Below are 13,708 nucleotides of genomic sequence, written 5' to 3' on the forward strand. Positions count from 1 at the left end.
TTACCCCCCCCGGCGCGCCCCCGCCCCCCCCCCCGGGCCCGGACCCCCCCATCCAACGCCCCCCCTGTCGCTGCCGGGGGCGGGCGGCGCCCCCCCCCCCCCCCACCGCTCCCCCTTGGAGTGCTCTCATGACGACGGCCCTGTCCGACTTCGACCGCTGGGTACTGCGCCCCGCTCCACGCACGGCGCCCCTGCTGCGGCTGATCTGCGTCCCGTACGCCGGTGGCGGTACCGCCGCATTCCAGGGATGGAGCGAGCTGCTGCCGGACACCGTGGAGCCCTGGTTCCTCAGACTGCCCGGACGCGAGGCCAGGTTCCGGGAGGAACCGCGCACCGACGTGCCGGTCCTGGTCAAGGAGGCGGCAGCCGTTCTCGGACCGGCCCTGGACGGCCCGTACGCCCTCTTCGGGCACAGCCTGGGCGCGCTCATCGCCTTCGAACTCGCCCGCGAACTGCGCCGCTCCTACGGCAAGGAGCCCTCTCACCTCACCGTGTCCGCCCGCTCGGCCCCGCACCTCCCGCTGCGCCACGCGGTGGTTCACCAGTTGCCGGACGACCTGCTCCTGGAAGCCCTCGACCGGCGCTTCAACGCCATTCCACCCGCCATCCGGGACGATCCGCAGATGCGCGCGCTGTACCTGCCGGTACTACGGGCGGACGTCACATTGCTGGAGACATACGCCCACACGCCCGCCGCATCACTGTCGTGCCCGATCACGGCGTACGGCGGCGAGGACGACCCGGAGTTCCAGGCCGTCGAACTCGAGGGCTGGCAACGGCACACAGCGAGCGCCTACCGGCTGCGCATGTTCCCTGGTGGACACTTCTTCCTCAATCCGCAGCGTGCCGAGCTCGTCGCGGACGTGACCGAGGATCTCTATGCCGCGACGATCCCTTGAGTGTGCGGCGTCATGACTCGTCCCTCGGCTGCGGTGACGGGATCAGGGAGGCCGCCACCGCCTTGTTCACCGCGTCGAGCCGGGAAACCGCACCGAGTTTGCGGAAGACATTGCGCAGATGACGCTTGACGGTGCCCTCGGCGATGCTCAGTCGCCGCGCGATCTGGGAGTTGCTCAACGCCTCGGCGGTCAGCGCGAGGACCTCTCGCTCCCGGACCGAGAGGATGTCCCCGGGTACCTGGTCGACCCGGTCGAGGCCCTGCTGCGACACGGAGAGGATGACGTGGCCCGGACCACGATCGACGACCACGCTGTGGATCGCCGAGACCAGCTCGTGGCGCGTCGATCCCTTCACCAGATAGGCGCTCGCGCCCAGGGCGAGCAGCTCCCTGGCCAGTACGACGTCATCGTGCATGGTGAGAACGACGACGCGGGAATGGGGCGAGACCTGGCGTAGCTGAGGGATGGTCTCCCTGACGCCCTGCCCGGGCATCTCGACGTCGAGGACGATCACGTCGGGACGCAGCGCGGCGGCCTTGTCACAGGCGTCCTTGCCGCTGTGGGCCTCACCGACGACCTCGACGCCGCCGGCCGCGGTGAGGATCTCGATCACGCCGTCCCGGAAGAGCGTGTGGTCGTCGGCCATCAGGATCCTGATCGCTCTACGCGGGCTAACCACTCGTGTCCCCCTTCAACGGCACGAAGACCAAGATGCGCGTGCCGCAGCCCGGCTGGGACTCCACTGTCACGCTCCCACCGAGCAGTTCGGCCCGCTCCCTCATCGAGAGCATTCCGCTGTGGCCGCGTGGCGCGGTGACCACAGGATCAAAACCGATTCCGTCGTCCTCGATCGCGGCGCGTACCTCGCCGGGCGCCACGTGGACCTCGACGGTGATGAGCTTCGCCCGGGCGTGGCGTACGGCGTTGCGCTGCGCCTCACGGACGATGAGGAGCAGTTCCTCGGCAGCCCCGGCCGGCAGCCACGATTCGTCGCCCGTGACCGAAACCCGCACTTCGGCACCGTGTTCGCCCAAGCCCTCGAGGTCGTGTGTGAGGGCCGAGTGCAGGGACGCGGTGTCGATCCGGTGACGCAGACCCGTCATGACCTCCCGCAGGCTGTCCAGGGACTCTCGCACGGTGTGGCGAGCCGCCTCGAGCTTCCGCCGGGCGAGGTCGGGTCGGTCCTGCGCATAGATCTCGTGCAGCTCGAAGGAGTTGAGCGCCGTGCCGAGATGACCTGCGACCTCGTCGTGAAGCTCTCTCGCGATACGTCTTCGCTCGTCGTTGTGCGCGCTGCGGATTCGTTCCAGCAGGTAGCCGATGTGCGCCACGGACCGGGCCGTGTGGCGAGCCACGATCTGACGGTGCAGGAGGGAGAAGAGGACCGCCGCCTCGGCTCCGGCAGGTCGGACATCCTCCGGCTCATCCATCAGAACGACGACCACGGCATCGAACAGAGCCGTGGCGGCGCGCTCCGACTCGACGGGGTGTGCGCGTGGGCCGCCGGGCAGGGCACCGTCGGCTCCCAGGTAATCGGTGCCGTGCGGTAAGTAGGTACCACGGTGCAGCTCGGAGATGATGTGCGCCAGGATCCTGCGCGCCTCGGCAAGGTACCGCTCGGTGTTGTGTTCCTCCCTCAGCAAGGAGGAGTCGGTGCTGTGCAGTACGGCCTCGTAAGCAGCAAGAACCTCGTCCATACGGCGCTCGAGCACCGCGGCCGCTGTGCTGCGCATGTTCTGTCTCGTCGCCACGCCGACACCCCCGTGATAGCCGGGTGAACCATCCCGACCTGTACCTGCGTTCGAAACCTGCAGACTACCGGGCCCACTGGACGCGCGCCGTTAAAAAGTCGTCAAGATCAACTTGACGCCCGGCGGACACCCGCGCGTACCCCGAAAGGCACATCCCCTCTACCCCCCTGGGGGCCCAGGCACTTCCTCCCGTTGTTGACTGGTCGACCGGCTTGATAAACAAGGTTCAACAACAGCCTGTGCAGCGCTCCTTCGGGGTCGCGATGAGGTTCTGTCGACGGGGGAGGCATCAGAGACATGAACATTCTGATCGTCGAGGACGACGACGGAGTGGCCGAGGCGCTGAAGCAGACCCTGGGTGTCCACGGCTATCGGGCCCATCGCGTCGGTACCGGCGCCGAGGCCCTTGAGCAGTTCACCGGCAAGGCACTCGTCCTGCTCGACCTCGGTCTGCCGGACCTGGACGGACACGAGGTCTGCCGCCGGATCCGGGAGTTGTCCTGCGTACCGGTCATCACACTGAGCGGCCGGACCGAAGAGCTCGACCGGGTCATGGCTCTGCACATGGGAGCGGACGACTTCGTCGCCAAGCCTTTCAGCCGTCATGAACTCGTGGCACGGATCCGCGCGATCCTGAGACGTGCCGAAGGCTGTGTCCACCACGAGGCAGAGCGAGGGGCCACCGTCAGCACGCCGTCCTTCCAGCCGGTCCCCTCACTGATCCCAGGTCAGCCCCCGATGGCTTCACCCTTGCTGGTCGGAGCCTCGTCCGTAGCAGCTCCTCAAGCCGCCTTGCCGGCCGCCCGGACGCTCACGGGGGCTGAGGACCCGATGGCAGCGCGCACGGCGCAGGCCCCGATGCTGGCCGGCCCCATCCAGCTGGACCCACGCACGCGAAAGGTGTTCGTCCACGGTGGGGAAGTACGCATCACGCGCAAGGAGTTCGACCTCCTGACGATGCTTCTGGAAGAGCCCGGGGCGGTGGTGGAGCGCCAGGAGATCATGTCCCGCGTGTGGGACGAGAACTGGTTCGGCTCCACCCGCACGCTGGACGTCCATGTGGGCTCCCTGCGCACCAAGCTCGGCAGCGCGGAATGGATCGAGACCGTACGTGGAGTCGGCTACCGGCTTGCGGTGCCGACGGCCGCCCACACCTGAGACGGGATCTACCACGATGGCCATGAAACTGCCCACTCTGGCATCAGCGCCGACACCCACCCTGCCCGACGGCGGCTCCCGCACGGTGGCCGCGGCGGCGGCCCACCAGGTGCGCGGCCCGCTGTCCTCCGTTCAACTGCGTCTGGAGCTCCTGCAGGACCGGCTCCTGGACCCGTCGCACACCGCGGCGAGACGCGAGGTGCGCGGCATCCTGCACGAGGTGGCACGCCTCTCCGAAGTGCTGGAACAAGTACTCGCCTGGGGCACCGCCGACCAGGACGCCGAGGCTCCCATGGACACGGTCGATGTTCTCGGCGTGGCCGCGGCTCGCGTCGACGCATGGTCCGCACTGGCCTCCTCCCGGCACGTACGGCTGTGCCTGGACGGCGTGGCGGTCACCGGAATCCAGGTTCGGGGTTGTCTGGAGCAGGCTCTCGACGTCTTCCTGGACAATGCGCTGCACGTCACGCCGGACGACGGACAGGTGTTCGTGACCGTGCAGGAAGCGCTTGACCAGGTCCGTGTGGAGGTCTGCGACCAAGGGCCTGGCATGACGGAGGACGAGATCGCCCAGGCCTGTACGCCGTTCTGGCGCGGCAAGGCCGGGCGTGCCCGTCAGGGGACGGGGCTGGGACTGACCATCGCAGGAGCCCTCCTGTCGGCCTCGGGCGGCCGCCTGGAACTGGGCAGGGTCTCCGAGGGGGGTCTCCGGGCGGTCGCCGTGCTGCCCGTGGCGCAGTGAGAAGCGGCCTCGTCCACGCCGGTCCCAGACCCACTGCCGACCAGGAAGAACGGCCTCGGTCCCGCTCTCTCACCGGCGGGACCGAGGCCGTTCTTTCGTGCGGTGGTGAGGTCAGCGGGTGCGGGCCGGGGCGCCCTGGCCCGTGCTGTCCGCAGGCGAAGGCGGCTTGTCCGGCCCGTGGGCCGAGCGCCGGCGGTACCAGCGCCGTAGTGGGTCCTCGATCAGTACGTAGGACAGCCAGCCCATCAGGACTGACGCACCGGCCGTGAGCGGCAGCAGCACCCAGAAGCCTGCCGTCCCCACCGTGCCCCACTCCTCGTCGAGGATCCGCAACGCCACCAGCATCACGAACATGTGCCAGAGGAAGATCCCGTACGAGATGCGCCCGAGCCATGCCATGACCCGGCTGGACAACAGCCGCTGCGGACCGCTGCCCGGCGCGAGGACCAGAGGCAGCGCGAGCCCGACGGAGACGGCCAGATAGCCGAAGTGCTCGACCAGGGCGGTGCCCGGTGTCGGGATCTCCATGTGCCCGCCGGCCAGCGGTGAGGAGATCACGACGTAGGCCGCGAGGGCCACGGCCCAGCACAGCCAGGGACGACGTACGACGAACCGCGTGACGGCGGGCGGCCCGTCGTGCCGGCGCTCTGTGTACGCGGACACCGTCGCCAAGGCCATTCCGGCGGCGAAGAAGCCGATGTAGCCGGGCAGCCACCACCACCGGGTCGCGTGGCCCGCGGTGTCCGCCGTGGACCAAATGCCGATCCACCAGGCGACGTTGACCGCTTCGAGCAGGGCGAAACCGGCCATGGCCGGACCGAGGCCCCTGCCCGGGGCGAGCAATCTGCGGAAGAGGTAGGCGAGCAGCGGCAGCAGCACATAGAAGCTGATCTCCGTGGAGAGACTCCAGGTCTGGGAGAACGTGCTCCACGGCCACTCGGGTGTGTGCGGGAAGTCCCCCGCGACGAAGGTGTGTTGCAGGGTGAGCACCCGCAACAGGCGCGGCAGGGCCTCCGTCAGGTCGCGGTAGAAGAACAGCACCGAGAGCAGGGCAAGTGCCCAGAACGCCGGATAGATGCGCAGGAAGCGGTGCCAGTAGTAGGCCTTTATGCCCGGGGCTCTCCGGTCGTCGAGCGCGGCCGCGGCGAACGGCCGGAAGAGCAGATAGCCCGAGATGACGAAGAAAATGTACACGGACACGCCGAACCGGTTGATCAACGTGACAATCAGGCCGTTGCCCCGGGGATCGAAGGCCACCCCGGTCCAGCCGGCGAGGTGGATGGTGACCACCATCGCGGCGGCCAGGCCACGTAATCCGTCCAGGGCCGGTACATAGGCCCGAATTGTGGTGCCGGTCTTCGCTCTGCCGTTCTCCATGGTGCCCCCCTATGGCTCCGCCGCGCCCTTGCGGACGCGGCGGAAGACCGTGTGATGGTCGAACGAAGCGGGTGAAGCGGGTCAGACGTTCAGGTCGCGGTTCTTGAACCGGGCGAGGCCGAGTCCGAAGAGCACCGCGGGAGCCACCAACAGGACGAGCATCGCCGGGCTGAAGCCCTCCGTCAGCGGGCTGCTGCCGAGGTAGTAGTGGAACGCGGACAGGTACTTCAGCGGTTCGATGGCCTCGGACTGCGAGGCGAGCGCGTTGACGACGAACGAGAAGGCGCCGTAGCCGGCGGTCACGCCGAGCGTGAGCGTCCGGCGCCCGGTGATCGCGCCGGTCGCGAAGGCCACCGCCGCGAAGGTGATCACCAGGAAGGCCAGCCCGACGACGGTGACGAGCAGGTTGCCGAACTCGACCTGCATGTCGAGGGCGGAGTTGAGCACGGCGAGCTCGAGCAGGACGACGACCGAAAAGCCTGCGACCGCCAGGCAGGTCGCCGCGAACCGCTGCACCAGCAGCTGCCCGCGGTCGATGGGCTGGGCGAGGTAGAGGTCGAGCAGCCCCGTCTCCTCCTCACCCGCGACCGACTTCGAGCCGGTGATCGTGACGTAGATGAGGAGCAGTAACGGCACGATCATGCCGAGGATCGTGGCCCGCAGAAAACCGGGCCCGGTCGCCAGATCGTCGAAGGCGAGGGCCTTCTGGAAGCCGCTGGGGGCCTCAGTGACCTTGTCCGGGTCGAAGCTCGAGGTGTACATCAGGGTGACCAGAGCCAGTCCGGCCGCCCAGAAGGTCAGGCCGCGCCGCTGGTCCCGCAGGGCCTTCCCGAAGACGGCGAGTGGTTCAGCGGACACCGTGCATCTCCTCCTTGGGCTCCTGCGCGTAGGCGTGCAGGAAGATTTCTTCGAGGTTCGGCTCCTCGCACACCAGGCTGACCACGGTGTGCTGGGCCGCCGTCTTGACGAGCGCGTCGGCGGCGCCGTCGAGTGTGCAACTGAGCGTGTTGGCCTGGACGTTGACGTCCCGCACGCCGGGCAGGACGGAGAAGAGGCGCGGATCCACCGGGTCCGCGAACCGGATCTCCACCCGACGCTGCGCCTGTTCGAGCAAGGTGTCGACGTCCGACACCGAGATCAGTTTGCCGCCGCGGATGATGGCTACACGGTCGCCGACGTGCTGAACCTCGGACAGGATGTGCGAGGACATCAGGACGGTCTGTCCGTTGTGCTTGGCCTCGCGGACCATCGCCAGGAACTCCTGCTGCACCAGCGGGTCCAGACCGGTCGTCGGCTCGTCGAGAATGAGCAGGTCGGGGGCGTGCATGAAGGCCTGGATGATCCCGACCTTCTGCTTGTTGCCCTTGGACAGGTTGTGAACGGGCCGCTTGAGGTCCACGTTCAGCCGCTCGGCCAGCGACAGAATGGTGGTTTTCTGCACTCCTCCGCGCACCCGGGCGAGGAATTCCAGGAGTTCCAGGCCACTGCCCCGGCCCGCGAGCGGCAGCTCACCGGGCAGGTATCCGATGCGCCGACGGACCTCGCTGCCGCCCTCGCGCGGGTTCCTGCCGAAGATTTCGACCCGGCCCGAGGTGGGACGGATGAGATCGAGCAGCAGTCGGATGGTCGTGGTCTTGCCCGCGCCGTTGGGGCCGAGATAACCGAACACTTCCCCCTGGTTGATGCTCAGCGACAGTCCGTCCAGGGCTTGGTGTTTCCCGTAGGACTTACTGAGTCCCTCGGCCAGCGCCACAGGGGTCATGCTGCATCCGCTCCTTCTTCTCTTGCTCCCAGCGACTCCACACGAGGGGCATTTCCCGTTCCAGCCACTCGTAGAAGTCGTACATCTCCTGCAGACGCCGGCTCCGGTCCGGCGGCTCGTCTGCCAGTAACTCCAGTCCGCGTGCGGTCACCCGCTTGAACTCGCCGTATCTGGAGGCCTGGGTCATGGCGTGCTCGATCCACGCGTGAGGGTTGATGCGGTAGCGGTCGCCGCGTTCTCCGGGCTTGCGGAACCGCTCGACCAACTGGCCTGGCACCAGGTGCCGTAGGGCCGTGCTGATCGAGCCGACGCTCACGGACAGCGCTTCGGCGATCTGGCCGAGCGTCTGCTCGGCCGGCTCGCAGATCAGCAGCCAGCCGATGGCTCGGCCCGACATACGGATCAGACCTTGCTGTTCCAACTGCAGAGCGACCGCTTCGACGAACTCGAGTTGCTTCGAAGTGGCCGTCGCGTCTGTCACCAACCTTCACCCCCTTTGGTTTGTTCAGAATACACTGAACAAACAGCACGTACTAGCCGTTCTGCCAATGTCGCGAGTGTGAAACCTTGCGCAGCGACGGCGTGCACTTCGAAGCTAGGGGTTCCCTTCCCCCCAGATCACCCATCTGACCTGCAGATACGTCGAAGGAGGTGGGAACGCGATACCCCTTTCGGAGCATGGACGCCGCCGTCCATTGCCCCGTGTCTCCGACCGTCTCGACCATCGGTGCGAAGGGAACCAGCCCACGCCCGAACGGGAGAACCGCATGTCTTCTCGGCTCTTCACCTCTGAGTCCGTGACCGAGGGCCATCCGGACAAGATTGCCGACCGGATCAGCGACACCGTCCTGGACGCACTGCTGACGCAGGACCCCACCGCACGGGTCGCGGTGGAAACCCTGATCACCACGGGCCAGGTGCACGTGGCCGGGGAGGTCACCACAACCGCCTACGTCGACATCCCCACGCTCGTACGGGACGCCGTGCTCGACATCGGCTATGACTCCTCGTCGAAGGGTTTCGACGGTGCCTCGTGCGGTGTCTCGGTGTCCATCGGCTCCCAGTCCCCCGACATCGCCCAGGGCGTCGACACGTCGTATCAGGCTCGGGTCGAGGGTGCCGCCGTAGGCGAGGAGGTGGACGAACTGGACCGCCAAGGAGCCGGCGACCAGGGCCTGATGTTCGGTTACGCGACGGACGAGACACCCGAGCTGATGCCGCTGCCGATCAGCCTCGCCCACCGGCTGTCGCACCGACTGGCCGAGGTCCGCAGGACCGGAGCCATCCCCTATCTGCGCCCGGACGGCAAGACCCAGGTCACCATCGAGTACCAGGGCAGCAAGCCGGTCAGGCTCGACACGGTCGTCGTCTCCTCACAGCACGCGAGCGACATCGACCTCGGCTCGCTCCTGACGCCGGACGTCCATGAGCAGGTCGTCGAGCACACCCTGAAGGAACTCGCGGAGAGCGGCATCAATCTGGAGACGGACGGCTACCGACTGCTCGTGAACCCCACCGGCCGGTTCGAGATCGGTGGCCCGATGGGCGACGCCGGCCTCACCGGCCGGAAGATCATCATCGACACGTACGGCGGCATGGCCCGCCACGGCGGAGGCGCCTTCTCCGGCAAGGACCCGTCCAAGGTGGACCGGTCCGCCGCGTACGCCATGCGCTGGGTGGCGAAGAACGTCGTGGCAGCGAAGCTCGCCCGCCGTTGCGAGGTGCAGGTCGCGTACGCGATCGGCAATGCCGAGCCGGTGGGCCTGTTCGTCGAGACCTTCGGCACCGCCTCGGTCGCCCAGAACCTGATCGAGCAGGCGATCTCCTCCGTCTTCGATCTGCGTCCGGCCGCGATCATCCGCGACCTCGACCTGCTGCGCCCGATCTACGCCCAGACCGCGGCGTACGGCCACTTCGGCCGCGAACTGCCCGACTTCACCTGGGAGCGGACCGACCGGGTGGAAGCGCTGCGCGAAGCGGCCGGGGTCTAGGAGGCCCACGCCCGACGCCCGCCTCACCACCGAAAGGACCGCACCATGAGCATCGTCGAGGAGAAGGCCTCGGCACATCCACTGCACGCCTTCACCGTGGTAGCGCCGTCCGCACCCATCCCCGCCCCCAGAGCCCCGGTCACGCAGGTTCCTCCGGCTCCGCGTCGTCCCACTCTGCGCGAGCGTTCCGCCGAACTGGCCGGTCTGCGTGAGCGGATACTCAGCGGGCCGAGCCCCAAGGCCACCGAGGCACAGCACGCCAAGGGCAAACTGACCGCGCGGGAGCGCATCGACCTCCTCTTCGACGAAGGAACGTTCACCGAAGTGGAGCCGTGGCGCCGGCACCGCGCGACCGGGTTCGGGCTGGAGACGAAGCGGCCGCACACCGACGGCGTGGTCATCGGCTGGGGGCTGGTGGACGGACGCCGGGTGTTCGCGTACGCCCACGACTTCCGGATCTTCGGCGGTGCCCTGGGCGAAGCCCATGCCCAGAAGATCCACAAGGTCATGGATCTGGCGGAGGCGGCGGGCGCTCCCCTGGTCGGGCTCTGCGACGGGGCGGGCGCCCGCATCCAGGAAGGCGTCACCGCCCTGGCCGGCTACGGGGGGATATTCCAGCGCAACGTCCGCAATTCCGGCGTCATCCCGCAACTCAGCGTCATCATGGGGCCTTGTGCCGGAGGCGCCGCCTACTCCCCCGCCCTCACCGACTTCGTGTTCATGGTGCGCGGCACCTCCCAGATGTTCATCACTGGTCCCGATGTCGTCCAGGCGGTGACCGGCGAGGAGATCACCCACGACGGGCTCGGCGGCGCCGACGTGCACGCCGCCACGTCGGGCGTGGCCTCCTTCGCGTACGACGACGAGGAGAGCTGCCTCTCCGAAGTCCGCTACCTGCTCTCGCTGCTGCCGTCGAACAACCGCACGCTCCCGCCCTCCACGCCGACGGACGATCCCGCGGACCGACGGTGCGAAGCCCTTCTGGACCTCGTACCGGCCGACCCCAACCAGGCGTACGACATGCGTCGGGTGATCGAGGAGATCGCCGACGACGGTGAGTACTTCGAGGTCCACGAAGGCTGGGCCACCAACGTCGTGTGCACGCTGACGAGACTCGGCGGGGAGGTCGTCGGAATCGTCGCCAACCAGCCGTCCAGCCTGGCCGGGGTGCTCGACATCCACGCCTCGGAGAAAGCCGCACGCTTCGTCCAGATGTGCGACGCCTTCAACATCCCGCTCGTGACCCTGGTGGATGTACCGGGCTTTCTCCCCGGCGTCGACCAGGAGCACGGCGGGGTCATCCGGCACGGCGCGAAACTGCTGTACGCGTACTGCAACGCCACCGTGCCCCGTATCTCGGTCGTGCTGCGCAAGGCGTACGGGGGTGCGTACATCGTCATGGACTCCCGCTCCATCGGCACCGACCTGGCGCTCGCCTGGCCGGTCAACGAGATCGCCGTGATGGGCGCCGAAGGCGCCGCCAACGTCGTGTTCCGCCGCGAGATCGCCGCATCCGACGACCCCGCTCGCACTCGCGCCGAACGGATCGCCGAGTACCAGCAGGAATTGATGCATCCCTACTATGCGGCGGAACGTGGCCTGGTCGACGACGTGATCGACCCCGCCGAGACCCGAACCCGGCTCATCGACGCACTGTCCGCGCTCAAGACCAAGCACGCGCCGCTGCCCAGCCGTAAGCACGGAAACCAGCCGCAATGAGTACCGACATACGTGTCCTGCACGGCAGTCCCGACCACGAGGAACTGGCCGCGGTGACGGCGGTGCTGCTCGCGCTCACGACGCGCGACGAAGACGCTCTGCGCGCCGCGCTAGAACGGCCGGAGGCCGGGTGGGCGCTACGCCAGGGAGCGCACCGTGCCGCCGGCTCCTGGATCTCCGTGCCGCGTCCGACGTGGCAGCCGTCCGACTGACCCACGCCGTCCCGACCCCAGGTTCAAGGAGAAACGCTGTGCGTATCGCCGTGACCGGTTCGATCGCGACCGACCATTTGATGGTCTTCCCCGGTCGCTTCACCGATCAGCTCATCGAGGGACAGCTCGACCGCGTGTCCCTGTCCTTCCTCGCCGACCGGCTCGAGGTACGGCGCGGCGGCGTCGGCGCCAACATCGCCTTCGGCCTCGCCCGGTTGGGCCTGCGTCCCCTCCTGGTGGGCGCGGCAGGAGCCGACTTCGCCGAATACGGCAGCAGGCTGCGTGCGGTCGGCGTGGACACGTCCTCGGTACGGATCAGCGAAGGGCTGCACACCGCGCGCTTCGTATGCACGACCGACGCGGACCAGAACCAGATCGCCACGTTCTACGCGGGCGCCATGGCCGAGGCCCGGCACGTCAGCCTCGTCGAGGTGGGGCGCACCGCCGGTGGCCTGGACCTGGTGCTGGTCGGGGCCGACGACCCCCAGGCCATGCTGCGGCACACCGCAGCCGCCCACGACTTGGACATCGACGTGGCGGCCGACCCCTCCCAGCAACTCGCCCGCCTGGACGCCGAACAGACCGAACGTCTGGTGGACGGCGCACGATGGCTGTTCACGAACGAGTACGAGGCAGCCCTGCTCCAGGAGCGAACCGGCTGGCGCGAAGCCGCCGTTCTGCAGCGGGTCGGCACGTGGATCGTCACACGCGGCGGCGACGGTGTCTCCGTCCTCTCGAGCAATGCTCCCCGTCTGGACGTCCCCTCCGTCTCGTCCGAGGCGATCGCCGATCCGACCGGTGTAGGTGACGCCTTCCGTGCCGGTTTCCTGGCCGGCATGGCGTGGGAGCTGCCGTACCAGCGTGCAGCCCAACTCGGCTGCGCACTCGCCACGGTGGTCCTGGAATCCGTCGGCACTCAGGAGTACAAGCTGCTGTCGGCGGATCTCGTGGCCCGTCTCGACAGTGCCTACGGCCGTACTGCGGCCCAGGATCTCGAGCCTTTCCTGGCGGGTGTGTCATGAGCGACGAGCGAACGCGGCGCTCCGACGCCCTCCGCGATGCGCTCGCCAGTCGTGTAGTGGTCGCCGACGGAGCGATGGGCACCATGCTCCAAGCGCAGAACCCCTCGCTGGAAGACTTCCAGCAGCTGGAGGGCTGCAACGAGATCCTGAACATCACGCGCCCCGACATCGTGCGCTCCGTCCACGACGAGTACTTCGCTGTGGGCGTCGACTGCGTGGAGACCAACACCTTCGGGGCGAACCACTCAGCTCTCGGCGAGTACGAGATCTCCGACCGGGTCCATGAGCTGTCCGAGGCGGGCGCCCGCATCGCCCGTGAGGTGGCCGACGAGTTCACCGACCGTACGGGACAGCCGCGCTGGGTCCTCGGCTCGATGGGCCCGGGAACGAAGCTGCCCACCCTGGGGCATGTGTCGTACGGAGTGCTGCGTGACGCCTACCGACAGAACGCCGAGGGGCTGCTCGCAGGCGGGGCGGATGCCCTGCTCGTGGAAACCACGCAGGACCTGCTCCAGACCAAGGCCGCAGTACTGGGCGCTCGCCACGCCCTGGAACTCTCGGGCCTGGACGCACCGCTGATCGTCTCGGTGACCGTGGAGGCGACCGGCACGATGCTGCTCGGCTCGGAGATCGGGGCCGCGCTGACGGCGCTGGAGCCGCTGGGCATCGACATGATCGGGCTGAACTGCGCGACCGGCCCGGCCGAGATGAGCGAGCACCTGCGCTACCTCACCCGCCACTCCCGCATTCCGCTGCTGTGCATGCCGAACGCGGGTCTGCCCGTCCTCACCAAGGACGGCGCCCACTACCCGCTCACGCCGACCGAAGTCGCGGACGCGCAGGAGAACTTCGCCAGGGAATACGGCCTGTCCTTGGTCGGCGGCTGCTGCGGTACGACGCCGGAACACCTGCGGGAAGTGGTGGAACGGATAGGTGGGCAGGAGTTGACAGCCCGTGAGCCGCGTCCGGAGCCGGGTGCGGCCTCCCTCTACCAGACGGTGCCGTTCCGTCAGGACACCTCCTACCTGGCGATCGGCGAGCGGACGAATGCGAACGGCTCGAGGAAGTTCCGGGA

14 protein-coding genes are annotated in these 13,708 nt (G+C 68.2%); 8 read left to right on the forward strand and 6 right to left on the reverse strand.

The features are described 5' to 3' along the window. Nucleotides 1–128: 128 nt before the first annotated feature. A complete protein-coding gene (locus ABT063_RS50935) occupies nucleotides 129–899 on the forward strand; it encodes a thioesterase II family protein (RefSeq protein ID WP_351069007.1) in 771 nt (256 codons plus the stop codon). A gap of 10 nt (nucleotides 900–909) precedes the next feature. On the opposite strand, the gene ABT063_RS50940 is transcribed toward ABT063_RS50935, so the two are convergent. Both ABT063_RS50940 and ABT063_RS50945 read right to left on the reverse strand, forming a co-directional pair. Then, nucleotides 910–1,545, reverse strand: coding sequence for a response regulator (locus tag ABT063_RS50940; protein ID WP_351069009.1), 636 nt, complete (start codon nucleotides 1,543–1,545; stop codon nucleotides 910–912). A gap of 25 nt (nucleotides 1,546–1,570) precedes the next feature. Next, nucleotides 1,571–2,632: a sensor histidine kinase gene (locus ABT063_RS50945; RefSeq protein ID WP_351069011.1), complete on the reverse strand. Its 1,062-nt coding sequence runs from the start codon at nucleotides 2,630–2,632 to the stop codon at nucleotides 1,571–1,573. 315 nt (nucleotides 2,633–2,947) lie between these two features. On the opposite strand from ABT063_RS50945, the gene ABT063_RS50950 reads away from it, so the two are divergent. Continuing rightward, nucleotides 2,948–3,808 (forward strand): response regulator transcription factor, encoded by an 861-nt coding sequence (locus ABT063_RS50950; protein WP_351069012.1) that lies wholly within the window; start codon nucleotides 2,948–2,950, stop codon nucleotides 3,806–3,808. A 22-nt stretch (nucleotides 3,809–3,830) separates the two neighbouring features. Next, the gene (locus ABT063_RS50955; protein ID WP_351069014.1) at nucleotides 3,831–4,550 is read left to right on the forward strand and encodes a sensor histidine kinase; all 720 of its coding nucleotides are present in this window, start codon (nucleotides 3,831–3,833) and stop codon (nucleotides 4,548–4,550) included. 111 nt (nucleotides 4,551–4,661) lie between these two features. On the opposite strand, the gene ABT063_RS50960 is transcribed toward ABT063_RS50955, so the two are convergent. The 4 genes from ABT063_RS50960 to ABT063_RS50975 form a co-directional block, all read right to left on the reverse strand. After that, nucleotides 4,662–5,927, reverse strand: a complete 1,266-nt coding sequence (locus ABT063_RS50960; protein ID WP_351069017.1) for an acyltransferase family protein — start codon at nucleotides 5,925–5,927, stop codon at nucleotides 4,662–4,664. 81 nt (nucleotides 5,928–6,008) lie between these two features. Further along, nucleotides 6,009–6,785: a DUF2705 family protein gene (locus ABT063_RS50965; protein ID WP_351069019.1), complete on the reverse strand. Its 777-nt coding sequence runs from the start codon at nucleotides 6,783–6,785 to the stop codon at nucleotides 6,009–6,011. Further along, a complete protein-coding gene (locus tag ABT063_RS50970; protein ID WP_351069021.1) occupies nucleotides 6,775–7,689 on the reverse strand; it encodes an ABC transporter ATP-binding protein in 915 nt (304 codons plus the stop codon). The genes ABT063_RS50965 and ABT063_RS50970 overlap by 11 nt, the downstream gene beginning before the upstream one ends. Beyond that, the gene (locus tag ABT063_RS50975; RefSeq protein ID WP_351069022.1) at nucleotides 7,655–8,170 is read right to left on the reverse strand and encodes a GbsR/MarR family transcriptional regulator; all 516 of its coding nucleotides are present in this window, start codon (nucleotides 8,168–8,170) and stop codon (nucleotides 7,655–7,657) included. The genes ABT063_RS50970 and ABT063_RS50975 overlap by 35 nt, the downstream gene beginning before the upstream one ends. A gap of 286 nt (nucleotides 8,171–8,456) precedes the next feature. On the opposite strand from ABT063_RS50975, the gene metK reads away from it, so the two are divergent. The 5 genes from metK to ABT063_RS51000 form a co-directional block, all read left to right on the forward strand. Continuing rightward, nucleotides 8,457–9,680 (forward strand): methionine adenosyltransferase, encoded by a 1,224-nt coding sequence (metK, locus tag ABT063_RS50980; RefSeq protein WP_351069025.1) that lies wholly within the window; start codon nucleotides 8,457–8,459, stop codon nucleotides 9,678–9,680. Between the two features lie 45 nt (nucleotides 9,681–9,725). Further along, on the forward strand, nucleotides 9,726–11,399 hold the full coding sequence (locus ABT063_RS50985) for an acyl-CoA carboxylase subunit beta (protein WP_351069027.1): 1,674 nt from the start codon (nucleotides 9,726–9,728) through the stop codon (nucleotides 11,397–11,399). Beyond that, a complete protein-coding gene (locus ABT063_RS50990) occupies nucleotides 11,396–11,611 on the forward strand; it encodes an acyl-CoA carboxylase subunit epsilon (protein WP_351069030.1) in 216 nt (71 codons plus the stop codon). Before ABT063_RS50985 ends, ABT063_RS50990 begins: the two co-directional genes overlap by 4 nt. A 38-nt stretch (nucleotides 11,612–11,649) precedes the next feature. Next, a complete protein-coding gene (locus tag ABT063_RS50995) occupies nucleotides 11,650–12,633 on the forward strand; it encodes a carbohydrate kinase family protein (protein WP_351069033.1) in 984 nt (327 codons plus the stop codon). Beyond that, nucleotides 12,630–13,708 (forward strand): homocysteine S-methyltransferase family protein (locus tag ABT063_RS51000; protein ID WP_351069036.1); only part of this gene is annotated, 1,079 nt, incomplete at its 3' end. The genes ABT063_RS50995 and ABT063_RS51000, both read left to right, overlap by 4 nt.

Source organism: Streptomyces sp. NPDC002838, from assembly GCF_040295365.1.
Lineage (GTDB): Bacteria > Actinomycetota > Actinomycetes > Streptomycetales > Streptomycetaceae > Streptomyces.

Coding starts and splice junctions, on each gene's coding strand:
- ABT063_RS50935 (WP_351069007.1), top strand. CDS start 129: ATGACGACGGCCCTGTCCGACTTCGACCGCTGGGTACTGCGCCCCGCT.
- ABT063_RS50940 (WP_351069009.1), bottom strand. CDS start 1,545: ATGGCCGACGACCACACGCTCTTCCGGGACGGCGTGATCGAGATCCTC.
- ABT063_RS50945 (WP_351069011.1), bottom strand. CDS start 2,632: ATGCGCAGCACAGCGGCCGCGGTGCTCGAGCGCCGTATGGACGAGGTT.
- ABT063_RS50950 (WP_351069012.1), top strand. CDS start 2,948: ATGAACATTCTGATCGTCGAGGACGACGACGGAGTGGCCGAGGCGCTG.
- ABT063_RS50955 (WP_351069014.1), top strand. CDS start 3,831: ATGAAACTGCCCACTCTGGCATCAGCGCCGACACCCACCCTGCCCGAC.
- ABT063_RS50960 (WP_351069017.1), bottom strand. CDS start 5,927: ATGGAGAACGGCAGAGCGAAGACCGGCACCACAATTCGGGCCTATGTA.
- ABT063_RS50970 (WP_351069021.1), bottom strand. CDS start 7,689: ATGACCCCTGTGGCGCTGGCCGAGGGACTCAGTAAGTCCTACGGGAAA.
- metK (WP_351069025.1), top strand. CDS start 8,457: ATGTCTTCTCGGCTCTTCACCTCTGAGTCCGTGACCGAGGGCCATCCG.
- ABT063_RS50985 (WP_351069027.1), top strand. CDS start 9,726: ATGAGCATCGTCGAGGAGAAGGCCTCGGCACATCCACTGCACGCCTTC.
- ABT063_RS50990 (WP_351069030.1), top strand. CDS start 11,396: ATGAGTACCGACATACGTGTCCTGCACGGCAGTCCCGACCACGAGGAA.